The organism is Hymenobacter cellulosilyticus (genome assembly GCF_022919215.1).
Taxonomy (GTDB): domain Bacteria; phylum Bacteroidota; class Bacteroidia; order Cytophagales; family Hymenobacteraceae; genus Hymenobacter; species Hymenobacter cellulosilyticus.
In genome coordinates this window covers 2,907,693-2,924,628 of record NZ_CP095046.1, presented here as the reverse complement: position 1 = coordinate 2,924,628, position 16,936 = coordinate 2,907,693, and the positions used below count along the sequence as shown (strand labels likewise).

General features: G+C 63.3%; 17 protein-coding genes and 1 pseudogene. 14 read left to right on the top strand and 4 right to left on the bottom strand.

The window, feature by feature from the left end; translation table 11 throughout:
- The first annotated feature begins 14 nt into the window (after nucleotides 1-14).
- From MUN79_RS14335 to MUN79_RS14295, 9 genes and pseudogenes are all read left to right on the top strand, one after another.
- A complete protein-coding gene (locus tag MUN79_RS14335; protein WP_244673397.1) occupies nucleotides 15-695 on the top strand; it encodes a hypothetical protein in 681 nt (226 codons plus the stop codon).
- Nucleotides 614-1,099: an outer membrane protein assembly factor gene (locus MUN79_RS14330; protein WP_244673396.1), complete on the top strand. Its 486-nt coding sequence runs from the start codon at nucleotides 614-616 to the stop codon at nucleotides 1,097-1,099. The genes MUN79_RS14335 and MUN79_RS14330 overlap by 82 nt, the downstream gene beginning before the upstream one ends.
- A 58-nt stretch (nucleotides 1,100-1,157) precedes the next feature.
- Nucleotides 1,158-1,850: a TIGR04283 family arsenosugar biosynthesis glycosyltransferase gene (locus MUN79_RS14325; protein WP_244673395.1), complete on the top strand. Its 693-nt coding sequence runs from the start codon at nucleotides 1,158-1,160 to the stop codon at nucleotides 1,848-1,850.
- Nucleotides 1,850-2,851 carry an NAD-dependent epimerase/dehydratase family protein gene (locus tag MUN79_RS14320; protein WP_244673394.1) on the top strand — a complete coding sequence of 334 codons (1,002 nt, stop codon included), beginning with the start codon at nucleotides 1,850-1,852 and terminating at the stop codon, nucleotides 2,849-2,851. The genes MUN79_RS14325 and MUN79_RS14320 overlap by 1 nt, the downstream gene beginning before the upstream one ends.
- 21 nt (nucleotides 2,852-2,872) lie before the next feature.
- Nucleotides 2,873-3,721: an SDR family oxidoreductase gene (locus MUN79_RS14315; protein ID WP_244673393.1), complete on the top strand. Its 849-nt coding sequence runs from the start codon at nucleotides 2,873-2,875 to the stop codon at nucleotides 3,719-3,721.
- 256 nt (nucleotides 3,722-3,977) lie between these two features.
- The gene (locus tag MUN79_RS14310; RefSeq protein WP_244673392.1) at nucleotides 3,978-4,829 is read left to right on the top strand and encodes a methyltransferase domain-containing protein; all 852 of its coding nucleotides are present in this window, start codon (nucleotides 3,978-3,980) and stop codon (nucleotides 4,827-4,829) included.
- Nucleotides 4,830-4,840: 11 nt separating this feature from the next.
- Nucleotides 4,841-5,023, top strand: a complete 183-nt coding sequence (locus MUN79_RS14305; RefSeq protein ID WP_244673391.1) for a hypothetical protein — start codon at nucleotides 4,841-4,843, stop codon at nucleotides 5,021-5,023.
- A 21-nt stretch (nucleotides 5,024-5,044) separates the two neighbouring features.
- Nucleotides 5,045-6,089 (top strand): annotated as a pseudogene (gene arsS / locus MUN79_RS14300) (arsenosugar biosynthesis radical SAM (seleno)protein ArsS).
- Nucleotides 6,090-6,122: 33 nt separating this feature from the next.
- The gene (locus tag MUN79_RS14295; RefSeq protein WP_244673390.1) at nucleotides 6,123-6,725 is read left to right on the top strand and encodes a TIGR04282 family arsenosugar biosynthesis glycosyltransferase; all 603 of its coding nucleotides are present in this window, start codon (nucleotides 6,123-6,125) and stop codon (nucleotides 6,723-6,725) included.
- Between the two features lie 79 nt (nucleotides 6,726-6,804).
- Here MUN79_RS14295 and MUN79_RS14290 read toward each other — a convergent pair whose 3' ends face one another.
- Both MUN79_RS14290 and MUN79_RS14285 read right to left on the bottom strand, forming a co-directional pair.
- Nucleotides 6,805-7,011 (bottom strand): heavy-metal-associated domain-containing protein, encoded by a 207-nt coding sequence (locus MUN79_RS14290; protein ID WP_244673389.1) that lies wholly within the window; start codon nucleotides 7,009-7,011, stop codon nucleotides 6,805-6,807.
- Between the two features lie 140 nt (nucleotides 7,012-7,151).
- Nucleotides 7,152-7,949 carry a DUF305 domain-containing protein gene (locus MUN79_RS14285; RefSeq protein ID WP_244673388.1) on the bottom strand — a complete coding sequence of 266 codons (798 nt, stop codon included), beginning with the start codon at nucleotides 7,947-7,949 and terminating at the stop codon, nucleotides 7,152-7,154.
- A 455-nt stretch (nucleotides 7,950-8,404) separates the two neighbouring features.
- Here MUN79_RS14285 and MUN79_RS14280 point away from each other — a divergent pair, with 455 nt between their 5' ends.
- The gene (locus MUN79_RS14280) at nucleotides 8,405-9,277 is read left to right on the top strand and encodes an EamA family transporter (protein ID WP_244678262.1); all 873 of its coding nucleotides are present in this window, start codon (nucleotides 8,405-8,407) and stop codon (nucleotides 9,275-9,277) included.
- A gap of 133 nt (nucleotides 9,278-9,410) precedes the next feature.
- Entirely contained in the window at nucleotides 9,411-10,865 is a 1,455-nt protein-coding gene (locus MUN79_RS14275) for a 3' terminal RNA ribose 2'-O-methyltransferase Hen1 (protein WP_244678261.1), read from the top strand.
- A 43-nt stretch (nucleotides 10,866-10,908) separates the two neighbouring features.
- Here the strand turns inward: MUN79_RS14275 and MUN79_RS14270 are convergent, their stop codons facing one another.
- Nucleotides 10,909-11,337, bottom strand: coding sequence for a hypothetical protein (locus MUN79_RS14270; protein WP_244678260.1), 429 nt, complete (start codon nucleotides 11,335-11,337; stop codon nucleotides 10,909-10,911).
- A gap of 23 nt (nucleotides 11,338-11,360) precedes the next feature.
- Between MUN79_RS14270 and MUN79_RS14265 the strand changes: the two genes are divergently transcribed.
- A complete protein-coding gene (locus MUN79_RS14265; RefSeq protein ID WP_244678259.1) occupies nucleotides 11,361-13,979 on the top strand; it encodes a polynucleotide kinase-phosphatase in 2,619 nt (872 codons plus the stop codon).
- Nucleotides 13,980-13,990: 11 nt separating this feature from the next.
- On the opposite strand, the gene MUN79_RS14260 is transcribed toward MUN79_RS14265, so the two are convergent.
- Nucleotides 13,991-14,815 carry a hypothetical protein gene (locus MUN79_RS14260; RefSeq protein WP_244678258.1) on the bottom strand — a complete coding sequence of 275 codons (825 nt, stop codon included), beginning with the start codon at nucleotides 14,813-14,815 and terminating at the stop codon, nucleotides 13,991-13,993.
- Nucleotides 14,816-14,989: 174 nt separating this feature from the next.
- Between MUN79_RS14260 and MUN79_RS14255 the strand changes: the two genes are divergently transcribed.
- On the top strand, nucleotides 14,990-15,760 hold the full coding sequence (locus MUN79_RS14255) for a nucleotidyltransferase domain-containing protein (RefSeq protein ID WP_244678257.1): 771 nt from the start codon (nucleotides 14,990-14,992) through the stop codon (nucleotides 15,758-15,760).
- 33 nt (nucleotides 15,761-15,793) lie between these two features.
- A complete protein-coding gene (locus MUN79_RS14250) occupies nucleotides 15,794-16,888 on the top strand; it encodes a DNA polymerase beta superfamily protein (protein WP_244678256.1) in 1,095 nt (364 codons plus the stop codon).
- Nucleotides 16,889-16,936 lie beyond the last annotated feature (48 nt).

Here is a 16,936-nt window from a genome sequence, read left to right as displayed (position 1 = left end):
AATTACTTGTTCTGATGCTTCTCACCGCCCTGCTAGGTTTCACTGCGCTGGCACCGCCCGACAGCCTGCCGCGGCGGCGAGTGGCCCTGATTCCGCTGCCGCTGGTGTATTATACCCCCGAAACCCGCCTGGCCTACGGGGCCGCCCTGACGGCCACGCTGCGGTTTCGGCGGGACTCGGCCTTTGCCGAAGCCCGGCCCTCGCAGCTCACCTTGGGCGTGGCCTACACCCAGAACCGGCAACTGCTGCTGTACCTGCCATTTCAGCTGTTTTATGCCCGCAACACCTACTATGCCTACGGCGAGGCGGGCTACTACCGCTACAACTACTATTTCTACGGCGTGGGCCAGCGGGAAGTGCCCCGGGAGCTTTACGGCGTGAATTTCCCCCGGGTGCGCCTCAACGCCTTCCGGCGGGTGCTGCCCGAGTTGCGGCAAGGCAAGCTCTACGCCGGCCTGCGCTACCAGTATGAGGACTACGACGTGACCAGTACGGAAGCCGGCGGACTGCTGGCCGGCGGCACCGTGCCCGGGGGCCGCGGCAGCCGCCTGCGCGGGGCGGCCTGGGCTTGTTCTTCGACTCCCGCGACAAAGTCTTCTTCCCCAGCAAGGGCGTGGTGGCCGACCTTACCTACCTGCACCGCAACCGAGCCGCCAACACCAACGGGCCGACCACCCGCTTCAGCCGCTACGTAGCCGATGTGTCGTCCTACCACCGGCTGCACCCGCGCGCCATTCTGGCCCTGAACTACTTCGCCAGCTTTACGGCCGGTACGGCCCCGTTCAATGCCTTGTCGTTGCTGGGCGGCACCCGGCGGTTGCGCGGCTACTATGAGGGCCGCTACCGCGACCAGCACGCGGGCCTTGTGCAGGCCGAGCTGCGCCTGGCGGTGTACCGGCAGCTGGGCGTGGTGGCCTTTGGCGGCGTGGGGGCCCTGGGCGACGATGACGCGCTGTTGCGGCTCAACCAGCCGAAAGCGGCGTACGGGGGCGGCCTGCGGTTTGTGCTCAACCGCCGCGACCAGCTCAATCTGCGCCTCGATTACGCGCTGGGCCGGGAGTCGAGCGGGTTTTACCTGACCATTGGCGAAGCTTTTTAGCCGGAATTCTTCGTAAACTAACTGAACCCATCGGTACTGCGCCCCTACCCCCCGCCCCATGCTTCTGAGCATTATCATTCCCACCTACAACGAAGCGGCTACCATTACGAGCCTGATCGGGCAGCTGCGCCAGCATGCTCCGGCCGGCGCGGTAGAAGTGCTGGTAGTGGATGCCGCCAGCCCCGACGGCACGGCCGAGCTGGCCCGGCAGGCCGGAGCGACGGTGCTTACCGCTCCTCAGCCGGGCCGGGCCGCCCAGATGAACCACGGGGCCCAGCACGCCACCGGCGACATTCTCTACTTCGTGCACGCCGACGTGGGCATTCACCCCGAGTACGTGGCTACCATCCGGCAGGCCGTGGCCGAGGGCTACGAGGCGGGCTGCTACCGGTTCCGGTTCGACTCCCGCCACCCGCTGCTGCGCCTCAACAGCTACGGTACCCGCTTCCAGGGCATCATGAGCCGCGGCGGCGACCAGACCCTGTTCATTACCCGCGACTTATTCCGGCGGCTGCACGGCTTCGATGAGCACTACTGCATCATGGAAGACTTCGACATTATCCGGCGCATCCGGCGGCAGGCCCGCTTCCTGATTGTGCCCAAAGACGTGGTGGTGTCGGCCCGCAAGTACGAAACCAACAGCTGGCTGCGGGTGCAGATTGCCAACCTGACGGCCTTTTCGCTGTTTTTTCTCAACGTGGCTCCCGCCCGCATTGCCCGCACCTACAAGGCCATGCTCAACTACCGCTGATGCTGCCCAAAGTCCTGGTAACCGGCGCCGGCGGCTTTCTGGGCCGCCACCTCGTAGAGCAGCTTCGGCAGCGGGGCTACCCGGTGCGGGCCTTGGTGCGCCCCGGCGTGGCGGCAACCTCTGCTTTGGCGGCGCTTTCGTCTCGGCCCATCGAGGTCTGGGAAGGCGACGTCGCCCAACTGCCTACGCTTAAGGGCGCCGCAGACGGCTGCGGGGCTATTATTCATGCCGCCGCCCTGGCGCAGGTCAACCCGGCCCGGAACCCGGCTGTGTGGGTTGCCAACCTGACCGGCACCGAAAACGTGCTGCAGCTGGCCCGGCAGGCGGGCATCAGCCGCTTCGTGTACGTGGGCACGGCCAACGTTTTCGGCTTCGGCACCAAAGAGCAGCCCGGCGACGAAACCCGGCCCTACGCCGGCCGCTCCTACGGCCTCGACTACATGGACAGCAAGCGGGCCGCCACCGACGTAGTACTGCAAGCCGCCGCCCGGGAGCAGCTACCGGCCGTGCTGGTGCACCCTACGTTTATGCTCGGCCCCGGCGACGCCAAGCCCACTTCCAACGCCCTGCTGCTGGAGCTCTACCGGGGCAAGCTGCCGGGCTACCCGCCGGGCGGCAAAAACTACGTGCACGTGCGGGACGTGGCCGTGGCGACAGTCAATGCTCTGACTCAGGGCTGGGTGGGCGAATCCTACATCCTGGGCAACCAGAACCTGAGCTACCACGAAGCGTTTGCGTTGATGGCCCGAGTGCTGGGCGTGGCGGCTCCGCGCTGGCCTATTCCGGCCGGCCTGGCCTCGCTCTATGGTCATTTCTGCGACCTGCAGGCCCGGCTCACTGGCCGGCCAGCCCAGCTCAACTCAGCCATGGCGGCCGTGGCCAACGACGGGCACTACTTCCGCGTGGACAAGGCCCGCACCGAGCTAAACTTGCCCCAAACCGACCTGGAAACGGCTATTGCCGAAGCATTTCACTGGTTTAAAGCCCACGATTATGCCTGATACCCAACCAGCCGCTTCGGTTTGCCGCCCGGCTGCCTGGCCGCCCCGGCCGGTAGCAAGGGCGTGTTTGCGGGCAAAGTGGCTGTTGTGACCGGCTCGGAATCAGGAATTGGACGTGAAACGGCCCGCCTGCTATGCCAACAAGGGGCTGCCGTGGTGCTCAACGGCCGCAACGCTGAGCGGCTGGAAGCTACCCGCCAGGAGTTCGAAGCCGCCGGCTTTGCCGTAGCCAGCTGCCTGGCCGACGTAACCGACTACGCCGCCTGCGAAACGCTAATTGATACCGCCATCCGGACCTTTGGGCAGCTCGATATTCTGATTACCAACGCCAGCATTTCCCAGCGGGCCTACTTCGCCGACATGCAGCCCGAAGTATTCCGCCAGGTGCTCGACAGCAACGTGTACGGCACCGTGTACCCGCTCAAGGCGGCCTTGCCCTACCTCACCCAAACCAAAGGCAGCGTTACGTTTATTTCCTCTATTTCGGCCCTGAACGGCATGCCCAGCGGCTCGGCCTACTGCGCCGGCAAAGCGGCGGTGTCGAACCTGGCCCACACGCTGCGGCTGGAGCTGGCCGCTACTGGCATTCACTTCGGCGTGGTTCATATCGGCTTCACCCAGAACGACCCCGAAAAGCGCGTCCTCGATGCGGCTGGTCAGCCCGTACCCATTGCCCACCGCCCGCCCCGCTGGCAGAAAACCCAGGCCGAAGTGGCCGGCATTATCCTGAGCCACATCCGGCGGCGGCGGCAGCGTACCGTTATTTCGGCCCTGGGGCGGCTTATCGTGCTGGTACACACCTGGCTGCCCCGCCTCGGCGACTGGATAGTGCTGCGAACCACCCGCCGGCTGCGGCATTTCTACGAGTAAAAGCCTGTTTGCCGCTTCAGCCCCGGGCTGGGCAACGGCGCAGATGAAGGCAGGCCGTACCTCGGAAGGAATTTCGGATAACAGAACCCCGCCGGATGTGTTAACTTGCTTAGCGGGCATTCGCCACCAAAACTGCCTGCTTTTGCCCTATTCAGGCTTCAACCCCGATCCGGAAGCCTACCGGACTTCGTATCTGCGGCAAGCAGAAAGCGGCCGGCGGCATTTTTCTCTACTACTTTATAAAGCAACCCACCCCATGGAGCAACATATTCAGGCCCAGGTGCAGGACTATTATGGCACCGAGCTGCAATCCAGCAACGACCTGAAAACCAACGCCTGCTGCACCGACGATATTCCGGCAGCCCACAAGCGGATTCTGGCCCAGTTGGAGTCGGAAGTGCTGGAGAAGTACTACGGCTGCGGCGTGTGCATTCCCTCGGCCGTGGAAGGCCTTACCGTGCTCGACCTGGGCTCGGGCTCGGGCCGCGACGCCTACTTGCTGTCCAAGCTGGTGGGTGAGCAGGGCCGCGTGATTGGGGTGGATATGACGGAGGAACAATTGGCCGTGGCCCGCCGCCACGTGGCCACGCACACCGAGCGGTTTGGCTACCAGCAGCCCAACGTGGAGTTCCGCCACGGCTTTATCGAAGACCTGCACTCAGCTGGCCTTGCAAACAACAGCGTGGATTTGGTAGTAAGCAACTGCGTGCTCAACTTGAGCACCGACAAGGCCGCCACGTACCGCGAGATTTTCCGAGTGCTCAAGCCCGGCGGCGAGCTGTTTATTGCCGACGTATTCTCGGACCGGCGCGTGCCCGAAGCCCTGCGCCAGGACCCGGTACTCTACGGCGAGTGCCTCAGCGGCGCCCTCTACATCGAGGATTTCCGCCGCCTGCTGCGCGAGCTGGGCATCCGCGACTACCGCCTCACGGCCCAGCGCCGCCTTACCATCGGCAACGCCGAGATTGAGCGCAAAGTGGGCAACATCAAGTTCTACTCCCTTACCGTGCGGGCCTTTAAGCTCGATCTGGAAGACCAGTGCGAAGACTACGGGCAGGTGGCTACCTACCTGGGCACTTCCCCGACGAGCCCCACAGTTTTACCCTAGACGACCACCACGTGTTCGAAACCGGCCGGCCGGTGCTCGTGTGCGGCAACACCGCCGACATGCTCAGCCTGACCCGCTACGGGGCTCATTTCCGGGTAGATGGCACCAAAAACCAGCATTTCGGCTTATTCCCCTGCGGCCCTGCCCCGGCTAGTACCGCCGCGGCCAGCGAAACCACCGGCAGTTGCTGCTAATCCTTTCGTCCCGAGCTCATGATTAAGTCCTTAAGGTCCACCGGCCACCAGCTGGCCGATTCGTCGTTTCAACTCACCGTGCTGCGCCGGGAAGTGGCCGATACGCTGCACCTGCCCCTGTTTCACGAAAAGCTGGGCGGGCGGGTTTGTTTCCGCTTACGCCCGTGGCGCCGGCCGTGCTGCAAATCAACGTGGGCAAGATGTGCAACCAGGTCTGCAAGCACTGCCACGTAGACGCCGGCCCCGACCGGAAGGAAATCATGACCCGCGAAACGATGCAGTATTGCCTCGACGCGCTGGCCCAAACCGACATTCCCACGGTGGACCTGACCGGCGGGGCCCCGGAAATGAACCCCGATTTCCGCTGGTTTGTGGAGGAAATCAGCAAGCTAGGCCGCAAGGTGCTCGTGCGCTGCAACCTGACCATCATCGTGGCCAACAAGAAGTACCACGACCTGCCCGAGTTTTTCAAAAAGCACGGCGTGGAAGTAGTCAGCTCCCTGCCCTTTTACAGCGCGGCCAAAACCGACAGTCAGCGCGGCGACGGAGTGTTTGAGGATTCGATTCGGGCCCTGAAAATGCTCAACGCCGTGGGCTACGGGCAGGAAGGCTCGGGTTGGTGCTGAACCTGGTATACAACCCGGCCGGGGCGTTTTTGCCCGGCGGGCAGAAAGGCCTGCAGGACCAGTTCAAGCGGGTGCTTCTCAAGGACCACGGCATTGTCTTCAACGAGCTGTACGCCATTACCAACATCCCCGTGAGCCGCTACCTCGACTACCTGATTGAGTCGGGCAACTACGCGGGCTACATGGAAAAGCTGGTCAATGCCTTCAACCCCGTGGCCGCCGCCGGCGTGATGTGCCGCAACACGATTTCGGTGGGCTGGGACGGCGGCCTCTACGACTGCGACTTCAACCAGATGCTGGACCTGCACGTGGCCAGCACCGTGCAGCATATCCGCGACTTCGACGCCGCCACGCTGGCCCAACGCCCTATCGTGGTCAATCAGCACTGCTACGGCTGCACGGCCGGGGCAGGCTCCAGCTGCGGCGGCACCGTGGCTTAGCTTTCTGTTCCGAACTTTCTTCGCCCCGGCTATATGGCTGACCATCTACTCATTTTTGCCCGACACCCGGCGCTGGGCCTCGTCAAAACCCGCCTGGCGCACACGGTAGGCGAGGAAGAAGCCCTGCGCGTGTACGAAGAACTGCTGCACCACACCCGCACGGCCGCCGACGGTGTGGCCGCTACCAAAACCCTGTGGCTGGCCGGGGAGCCGCCGATGGGCCCAACTTTCTTCGCCGATTGGCGGGGCTACGGGCAGCGGCCTCAACCCACTGGGGAGCTGGGGGAAAGAATGCACCATGCCTTTGAAGCCGCCTTTGCCGAAGGCGCCAGCCGGGTTGTAATCATCGGGACCGACTGCCCCGAGCTGTCCAGTGCTGATTTAGAGCAGGCGTTTGCCCACCTCGCCAGCCACGATGTAGTCGTGGGGCCGGCCCTGGATGGGGGCTATTACCTGCTAGGCATGACCACCTTGGTAGCCGATTTTTTCCGCGGCAAAGCCTGGAGTACCGACTCAGTACTGACTGACACCCTGGCCGACGCCAACCGTTTGGGCCTGCGCCTGGGCCAGCTCCCACCCCTGAGCGACGTTGACACCGCCAGTGACTTGCTGGCCTGGCAAAGCCGCCGCGCATAGTCGTAAGCGGAGTGCATACCTACAAAAAACGCCTGCTATCTGCAGGCGTTTTTTCGTTTAGAGCAAAGCTAATAGCTAGCTACACGGCCTGGGCCTGGAAGCCGGCATCCTCGACCAGCGCAATAACCTGAGCTTCTTCCAGCTCCCCGGTAATCGTTAGAATCTTGTCGGGGTTGGCCGTATCGACTTGCCAGGAGCTAATGGCCTGCTCGCCGTTCAGCGTGGGCGTCACGGCTTTGATGCAGCCGCCGCAGTTGATGTTGGTTTTGAATTGCAGGGTTTTCATGAAAGCAGAGTTGGGTGGCCCGGATTCGGGCGGGTTCGGAATAATAAACAGCCAAAAGTAGGGCCGCGTGCACCGATGCGGGTACAGAATTGCGCCGGCAACTTGCAGGATTTCTCCCGGCTAGCGTAGCCCAGCCGCAGCTAGGCTTTCTTCTCCAGGTCCATGCCGCACTTAGGGCACTTGCCGGGAGCGTTGCTACGGCCCCCGTCGCCCATGGGGCACTCGTAGGTGGCGGCGCTCGGCTTGGTTTGGCCACCGTTTTTGGCCTGCCAGTCTTTGAATTGCTGAATTTCCTTTTCCTGGGCCGCAATCATTTGCTGGGCCATCTGCTTGAGCTTGGCGTCGCGGCCGTGGGCTACTTCGGCCCGGGCCATGTCCACGGCGCTCTGGTGGTGGGGCACCATCAGGTTGGCGTAGTCCTGATCCACGTTGCCGCTGGCCTGGCCCATGTTGGTCATCATACCGTCCATCGAGGTCTTCATCTTGCTCGTGAACGGGTCGGCCGGGTCGGTGGGCTTGTAGTTGGCCGGAACCCCATCGAGGCGGGTGGCAGCGGCATCCAGGTCCAGAATTTCCTGCTGCTGGTCGGCCAGAATTTTCTCGGCCATAGCCCGCAGCGTGGCGTCCTTACCGTCTTTGAGTTCCAGGGCCGACATTTCCACGGCGCCCTTATGGTGGGCCATCATCATCTGGGCAAAGTCGTAGTCGGTGTTGCCGGCGGGCTGGAAGCTGTCCATATTCTTCATCATGCCGTGCATCAGGCCCATCATGTCGGGGGCGGCTGCATGGTTCATCTGCGAGTGGTCCATACCGGCCGCTGAATCAGCGGCAGCCGAAGTGTCCGAGGTAGCCGTTTCGGAGGTTTTGGCGTCGCCGCAGCTGCTGAGCAGGAGCGTGCCAGCAGAAAGCGCGGCCAGGAAGAAAGCGGAGGTTTTCATAGGAATAAGGGAAAGAATGTCGGGAGAGGAAACGCCTTAAGCTACGCCATTGATGATAAAACAGACGGAGTGAACCGGTCCGCAGCGGCTGAACTGTAGAAATACGTGGTAGCGCCTGGGCGCCACGCCAGCCTCGAAATAAACCGTTATCCCTGAAAAGTTCAGCTTACTCCCCCGCCGAGCCTACACGCCGCGCCCAGGCCCGCCCCCCGGACACCGCACCGTAATGCCAGCGTGGGCCTGGGTGCGGCGCAAGAATCAGACCGCCAGGAACTGAATGCAGGTGCGGATACCCGGGATTTTAGGCGGCCATTAGCGCCGGGGCACGAGTGACCTTTATTATCTGGCACTTCTCCTTTGCAGCCCAAATAGCGGCCTGACGGCTGGGTTAGAACCCCAGGATTAGCCACTTTTGCAGCCGCGGCCGGCGGCATATTCGCCTCTGGCTGCGCTGCGTGAAAGAAGTAACCCGCTTTACCCTGCCTCCCCTGCCCGCCGTACTGCTCGCCATTGTGAGCGTACAGGCCGGAGCCGCCATTGCCAAAGGGCTGTTTCCGGTGCTCGGGCCAGCAGCTACGGTTAGCCTGCGTATCGGCTTGTCGGCCCTTGTGCTGCTGGTAGCGGTGCGGCCCCGGCTGGGGCAGCTGCGGGCCGAGCAGTGGCGCGAGGTAATTCCCTACGGCCTGGCCCTGGGCACCATGAACTTTCTGTTTTACGAGGCCCTGGCCCGGATTCCGCTGGGTTTGGGCGTTACGCTGGAGTTTATCGGGCCGCTGGGCCTGGCACTGGCCGGTTCGCGCCGCTGGTTCGACTTCGTGTGGGTGGTGCTGGCTGCGGCGGGCATTGCCCTGATTACGCCCTGGAGCGGGCAGGGCATCGATTTGCTGGGCATGGCCCTGGCCCTGGCCGCCGGCGGGTGCTGGGCCGTGTATATTGTGCTGGGTCGGCGGGCGGCGGGTGCATTGCCGGGTCCGGTGGCCGTGACAGTAGGAATGCTGTTTGCGGCCCTGCCCGTGGTGCCGTTTGGCGTGGGCAGCGGCGGGCTGCTGGCCCTGACGCCCTACTTGCTGCTGCTGGCGGGCTTGCTGGCGCTGTTTTCGAGCGTGCTGCCCTTTTCGCTGGAAATGCAGGCCCTCAAATCTATGCCCACGCGCACATTCAGCATCCTGATGAGTTTGGAGCCGGCCGCCGCGGCTTTGTCGGGTTGGCTGCTGCTGGGTGAGAAACTAACTGTGGCGCAGTGGCTGGCCGTGTTTTTCATCATGGCGGCCAGCGCCGGCGCTACGCTTACGACCAGCAAGCCGCTGCCTGCCGTGGGCGGCGAGTAAACTTGCGTTTCCCCACGTTCCACAGCCTGTTTTCAACTACCGGCGTGCTGACTAAGCCGCTTCGACCGTAGTTGTACCGCAGGCGTCTACCTTTACTACCTACAGCCTGTTTTTCTAGCCTTATCCGAGCCAGATGCTGCTTACCATCACGACTACCCACCAGCCCGCCACCGATTTGGGCTACCTGCTGCACAAGAACCCGGCCCGCCTGCAAACCTTGGAGGTAGCCGGTGGCCAAGTCCATATTTTTTACCCCGAGGCTACGGCCGAGCGTTGCACGGCGGCTGTGCTGCTCGACATTGACCCCGTGGCCCTGGTGCGCAACCACCGCGGACCGGCCGGCGAAGGGTTTGCCCTGGAGCAGTACGTGAATGACCGGCCCTACGTGGCCTCCTCGTTTCTGAGCGCGGCTTTGATTAAGGCCTTCAACACGGCCATGAACGGCACCTGCAAGGACCGGCCCGAGCTACCCGAGGTGCTCCTGCCCCTGGAAGCCACCGTGGCCGTGATGCCCGCGGCCAGCGCCGAGCAATTGGAGCGGCTGTTTGCACCCCTGGGCTACGAAGTCGAAACCGAGGCTCACATCCTGGACCCGACCGTGCCTGACTGGGGCAACAGCCGCTACTTTACCCTGCGCCTGCGCCACCCGGCCCTGCGCCTGCACGACCTGCTCAGCCACCTCTACGTGCTGATTCCGGTGCTCGACAACGACAAGCACTACTGGGTAAACGCCCAGGAAGCCGAGAAGCTGCTGCACCGGGGCGCGGCCTGGCTGCCCCAGCACCCCGACCGGGAGTTTATTACCCGCCGCTACCTGCGCAACCTGGCCGAATACGTGAATCCGACTCTGGAACGCCTGCTCGCCGGCGACGGAGTGGCGACGGACGAGTGGCCGGAAGCCGCCCTACCGCTGGCGCCCGCCGATGCTGCCACCGAAGCTGCTCTGAGCGCTGCCGACCTGGGCGCCTCCGAGCCGGTGGCCGAAAAGCAGAAGCTCCACGACCTGCGCCTGGACCGGGTGGCCGAAGAAATAAGCCGTCTGGGCGCCAAGCGGGTGCTGGATCTGGGCTGCGGTGAAGGCAAGCTGGTGCGCCGCCTGCTCAAGCTGCCGCAGGTGGAGCACATTCTGGCGATGGACGTGTCGATGCGGGAACTGCAGCGGGCCCACGAGCGGCTGCACGTGGCCGAAATGCCCCCGCGGCAGCGCGAGCGGCTCACCCTGGCCCAGGGCTCGGTGCTGTACCACGACCCGCGCCTGGCCAGCTACGACGCGGCCGCCGTGGTGGAAGTCATTGAGCACCTCGACGAAAATCGGCTGGCCGCCTTCGAGCAGGTCGTTTTTGCCCGCGCCCGGCCCGGCTCCGTACTCGTGACCACGCCCAACGCCGACTATAACCAGCGCTACGAGCAGCTCTCGGCCGGCCATTTCCGCCACTCCGACCACCGCTTCGAGTGGAGCCGGGCGCAGTTTGCGGAATGGGCCGCGGGTGTAGCAGAGCGCCACGGCTACCGGGTGCGCATCGAGCCCTTGGGCCCGGAAGCAGCGGAAGTTGGGGCACCCTCGCAGCTGGCGGTATTTGAGCGGTAAGGCCGCTAAATTTCTAATTGCCTTACTCTCTGAACTTGCATTGCTATTTAAGCCCTCCAAACTGCAACAAAGTCTGTAGCTGAAGCTGCAGAGCGACCAGCGCATCGGGCTCTTTCAGGTCGACGACAATTAAGCGGTGAGCTGCTCTGTTGGCCTGCAAAAACGCCTTTTCTGCTTGAAATGGCTGGTCATCGAGCCAATAGAAATTGGACTGCACATCTATTGCCTCGGTCTTCAATGTGTCCCAATCAGTGGGCTTTACCTTGTGTTCGAGCTGTTCCAGGGTTGAGGGTGGCAGAAAGCGCGACAAGTAGCGCAGAGCCGAAGCACTGCTTCCTTTGCAGTGGGTTGTTAGCCAGTAACACTCAAACGACGAGGTAACAAACTCGACAAACTCCTCAACTCCCGACGCCGCCTGCGTATGCTTGGTCGTCAAGAGCACGCCGTCAATATCCAGGTAAAGCTTTATCATCCGACGAAATTACCCGATTCTCAATGCCCTACACTACTCTTAAGCTGCCCGAACTTTCCCTGGTATTGCTCATCGGCACGTCCGGGGCCGGCAAATCCACGTTTGCCCGCCGCCTGTTCCGGGGCTCCGAAATCGTGTCGTCGGACCAGTGCCGCCTGCTCGTGGCCGACGATGAAAACGACCAAGCCGCCACCCCCGACGCCTTTGCCTTGCTGCACTACCTGGTGGGCTTGCGCCTCAAGCGCGGCCTGCTCACGGTAGTGGACGCCACCAACGTGCAGCCCGAAGCCCGCAAAACCCTGGTGCAGCTGGCCCGCGACTACCACGTGCTGCCCACGGCCATCATCCTGGACGTGCCCGACCGGGTGGCCGAGGACCGGAACCGCGCCCGCACTGAGCGGCAGCACCTGGGCCGCCACGTGATACCGCAGCAGCGGCAGCAGCTGCGCCGGAGCCTCAAAACGCTTAAAGCTGAGGGTTTTCGCCACATCTTTCACCTGCGCGGCACTGAGGAAGTGGACGCCGTGCAGACCATCGTGCGCGACCCGCTCTACAGCAACCGCAAGCAGGACACCGGCCCCTTCGACATCATCGGCGACGTGCACGGCTGCTACGACGAGCTCCTGCAACTACTCACTACCTTGGGCTACGCCGTAGAAACCGAACCTATAGAGGACGTGCGCGACCTGGGCGTGCACGTGACGGCTCCGGCCGGCCGCCGGGCCCTGTTTCTGGGTGACTTGGTGGACCGGGGGCCGGCTTCCCCGCAGGTCTTGCGGTTGGTGATGAGCATGGTGCAGGGCGGGCAGGCCCTGTGCGTGCCCGGCAACCACGACATCAAGCTGCTGCGCCACCTCAACGGCAAGCAGGTCAACGACCAGCATGGCTTTGCCGAAACTCTGGCCCAGCTGGCTTTGGAATCCGACACGTTCAAGAATCAGGTGCGGCAGTTTCTGGACAATCTGGTGAGCCATTACGTGCTGGATGGCGGCAAGCTGGTGGTGGCCCATGCTGGCATGCGCGAAGAAATGCAGGGCCGGGGCTCGGGCGCCGTGCGGGCCTTTGCCCTGTTTGGCGAAACCACCGGCGAAATCGACGAGTTTGGTTTGCCGGTGCGCTACAACTGGGCCTCCGAGTACCGCGGCCGGGCCATGGTGGTGTATGGCCACACGCCCGTGCCCGAGGCTGAATGGCTCAATAACACCATCGACATTGACACCGGCTGCGTGTTTGGCGGCCGGCTCACTGCCCTGCGCTACCCCGAGCGGGAGCTGGTAGCCGTACCCGCCGCCCAGGTCTACTGCGAGCCGGTCCGGCCCCTGGACTACCTGCGCCGCCTCAGCGAAGCTACTAACGCGCAAACCTCGCCCAAGAACCTTACCGCCCAGCAGCAGCACGACGATTTGCTCGACATCCAGGACGTACTGGGCAAGCAGATCATCAAAACCCGCCTGCTGCCGTCGGTAACCATTCGGGAGGAAAACGCCACGGCGGCCCTGGAAGTCATGTCGCGCTTTGCCCTGAACCCGAAGTGGCTGCTTTACCTGCCGCCCACTATGAGCCCCTCGGAAACCAGTGCCCTGCCCGATATGCTGGAGCACCCGGCCGAAGCCTTCGACTACTTCCGCCGCCAGGGCCTGAGCCGGGTGGTGTGCGAGGAAAAGCACATGGGCAGCCGCGTGGTAGTGGTATTGGCCAAAGACGAGGATGCCGCCCGGCGCCGCTTCGGCGTGGTGGGCGAAGGTCCCGGCAAGGTGTATACCCGCACCGGCCGCAACTTCTTCAACGACCCGGCCCTGGAAGCTGCTTTCCTCGAAAAGCTGCAAGCGGCCCTGACGGCGGCCGGCTTCTGGGAGCGGTTCCAGACCGACTGGCTGTGCCTCGATGCCGAACTGCTGCCGTGGTCGGCCAAGGCCCAGGAGCTGATCAAGAACCAGTACGCTGCCGTAGCCGCCGCGGCCACCGCCGCCCTGCCCGAAGCTGCCGCCGTACTCACCCAGGCCGCCACCCGTGGCCTCGACGGCGTGGAGGCCCTGCTGGCCCGCACCACGGCCCGGCAAACTGCTGCCCAGCACTACGCCGAGGCCTACCGCCGCTACTGCTGGCCGGTGGAAAGCCTGACGGATTTGCGCTTGGCCCCGTTTCACCTACTGGCCACAGAGGGCAAAACCTACTTCGACAAGGACCACGCCTGGCACATGGAAACCCTGCGCGCCCTCAGCCAGGCCGACGAAAGTCTGCTGCGGGCCACACCCTACCGCGTCGTGCACCTGCAAGACATTGCCGACGTGGAAGCTGCCACCCAGTGGTGGACCGACCTGACGGCGGCCGGCGGCGAAGGCATGGTAGTGAAGCCCTACGACTTCATTCCCGAGGGCAAAACCCTGGTGCAGCCGGCGCTAAAGTGCCGGGGCCGGGAGTACCTGCGCATCATCTACGGCCCGGATTATTTGCTGCCCGGCAACCTGGAGCGCCTGCGCGAGCGGGGAGTGAAAGCCAAGCGCAACCTGGCCTTGCGGGAGTTTACCCTGGGCGTAGAAGGCTTGGAGCGGTTCGTGGCCGGGCAGCCGCTGCGGGCCGTGCACCAGTGCGTGTTCGGGGTGCTGGCCCTGGAAAGTGAGGCCGTCGACCCGCGGCTGTAACCGGCGGGCTTCTACACCTCGTCGCACTCCGACTTCACACTGCTGAACAGCTGCCTGAATTGCTTATGCAACTCGGCGGTCTGCTCTACCCGGTGAATGGATTCGTTGATGCAGTTCCACCAGCCGTAGGTCAGCAAATCGACTTTAGCGAAAAGCAGCCGGTCGGGGCTGGCCTGCTGCTCGGCGTAGCGCTGGGTGTAGTGCTCGGGCCCGCCGCTGAGCTTCTTTTCCCGCCTGATTCGCTCCTGAATAAAGCTGTGCCAGTCGCGCAGCGTCAGGCTGTCGTCGTGAGCGGCCAGGCCCTGCACGTAGCGGGTACAGGAGCTTGGGTAGGCGGTGGTGAGCAGCACGGCCGGGTCGGCGTAGGCCTGAATGCTTAGCTTTTTGGCCTGGTAGTCTTCCTCCATTTCCCGGATGGCCTGGCTTTTCAAGGTGCGCCAAACCGGCTGATTCACCACCTGCATGGCCCGGTAGACCGGCATACGGCGCGTGTATTCCCGGGTCAGCGTGTCCAAACTCAGCCTGCCGATATTGCGGGGATGATGCACTAAGCCGCTGGTTTCCAGGCTGGCGCTGCCATAGAGCAGCAGCCGAACGTTTTCCAGCTGCTCCCGGGTGTACTTCCGAGGGTTGTAGCGCCCAGAGTAGCGGCACACGTCATCTTCCCAAACAAAGGTAGCCAGCGTATCGGCGGGCTGGGGAGCGGCCTTGGAAACGGTTGGTGCGACACTCGGAGCCGGTGGTGTGGTGGCTGCCGTAGCACGCTTAGCCGGCGTATCCGAGGAGCAGGCTCCCAGCCAGGCCAGCAGAAACAGGCCGCAGGCAATTTTGGTCATGAACAACAGAAGATCAATGAATTATATAATACAAAGTTGCGACTGAGAGTAAGCAGTAGCGGCTTTTCCCCGCGGCCGAAGCTGCTCAGGCCGGCTTCCGGGTCGGAAATGTATCAAAAATAACTACGCCGCCGGAAGCCCTATCTTCGTTCGGCCCCACCGTTTGCCACCTCCATGCACTCCCGTATTGCCGCTGCCCTCACTCAGCTCGAAGCCACCCACGACATCCGCATTCTGTACGCCTGCGAGGCGGGCAGCCGGGCCTGGGGCTTTCCCTCCCCCACCTCCGACTACGACGTGCGCTTCATTTACGCCCAGCGCCCGGCCTGGCACCTTACCCTCGACGACAACCCCGACACGCTCAACTTTCCCGTAGAAGACGAGCTGGACCTGGCCGGCTGGGAATTGCGCAAGATGCTGCGGCTTTTGCGCGGCTCCAACGCGGCTTTGTTTGAGTGGCTCCAGTCGCCGACGGTATACTGGGCGGCGCCGGAGTTCCTGCCGGCCCTGCAGCCACTTCTGCCGGCTACCTATAACCTGAGGGCGGGCCTGCACCACTACCTGGGGCTGGTGCGCCGGGGCCTGGAAGCCGACCTGACCGGGGGAGAAGTGCGGCTCAAGCGGCTGTTTTACGCCCTACGCTCGGCCCTGGCCGCCCGCTGGATCCGGACCCGCCACTCGCTGCCGCCCATGGAGTTCAAGCCCTTGTGCGCGGTGCTGCCCGCGGAACTAAGCCAGCAAGTGCAGGAGCTGTTGGCCCGCAAAGCCGAGGCTACCGAGAAAACGACCATTCCCCAGCCGACGGAACTGGTCGAGTTTCTTAGGCACGAATATGCCGCCTGCCAGGCAGTTCGCGACGCGCTGCCTGTACTTACCGGCACCGACCCCACGCCCGAGCTTAACCAGCTGTTTCAGCGGCTGCTGACGTCCTGTTTTCCCGCCTAGCAACCGTTTCTTGCCACTTTCTGCCTTCTTTCAATGACCTCGAGCGAAACCGGCCTGACCATCGACTACCTGCGGCAGCACGGACTTATTATCTTCGAAGCTGTCAGCGGCAGCCGGGCTTACGGCACCGATTTGCCCCACTCCGACACCGATTTGAAGGGCGTGTTTGTGCTGCCCGAAGAGTTGTACTACGGCCTCGACTACGTACCGCAGGTGGCCAATTCAACCAACGACGAGGTGTTTTACGAGCTGCGCCGCTTCGTGGAGTTGCTGCTCAAAAACAACCCTACGGCCCTGGAAATCCTGGGCACGCCCGCCGACTGTATCCGGTTTGAGCACCCGCTGTTCCGGGCGTTTCGGCCCGCGCAGTTCTTGTCCAAGCTCTGCCGCCAAACCTTTGCCGAGTACGCCGTAGCTCAGATTCGCAAAGCTAAGGGGCTCAACAAGAAAATCAACAACCCCGAACCGCCAGCCCGCAAGTCGGTGCTGGACTTCTGCTACGTGACCGTGGGCGCCGGGGCCATGCCGGCCGACAAGTGGCTGGACCGCCAGGACTACGCAGCCGGGCAGTGCGGCCTGGCCAACGTGCCCCACCTGACGGATTTGTACGCCCTGTTCGTGGATACAGCCGAGGTTCCTAGGCTGGGTTACCGGGGCCTGGTCAAGGACGCGGAAACGTCTAACGACGTACTGCTCTCAACTGTGCCCAAGGGCGAGGTGCCGGTGGCGTATCTGTCGTTTAACCGCAACGGCTACTCCACTTACTGCCGGGTGTACAAGGAATACTGGGACTGGGTAAGCCGCCGCAACGTGGAGCGCTACGAAAACACGGTGCAGCACGGCAAAAACTACGACGCCAAAAATATGCTGCACGTGTTCCGGCTGCTGCGCACGGCCCTGGAAATTGCCACCACCGGCCAGCTCCACGTGCGCCGCCCCGACCGGGACTTTCTGCTCCAAATCCGCCGCGGCGAGTTCGAGTACGAAGCCCTGGTAGCCGAAGCCGAAACCCTGGTCCAGCAGGTGGACGCCGCTTTTGCCGAATCAACCTTACCCGACGCGCCCGACAAGCAGCGCGCCGTGGAGCTGCTGATTCAAATGCGCCGACAGTTTTATGCTGCCCGGTAGCGGCGTTTTGGTTGAGGGGTAACATCCTAAAAAAAACAGCCCCGTTCT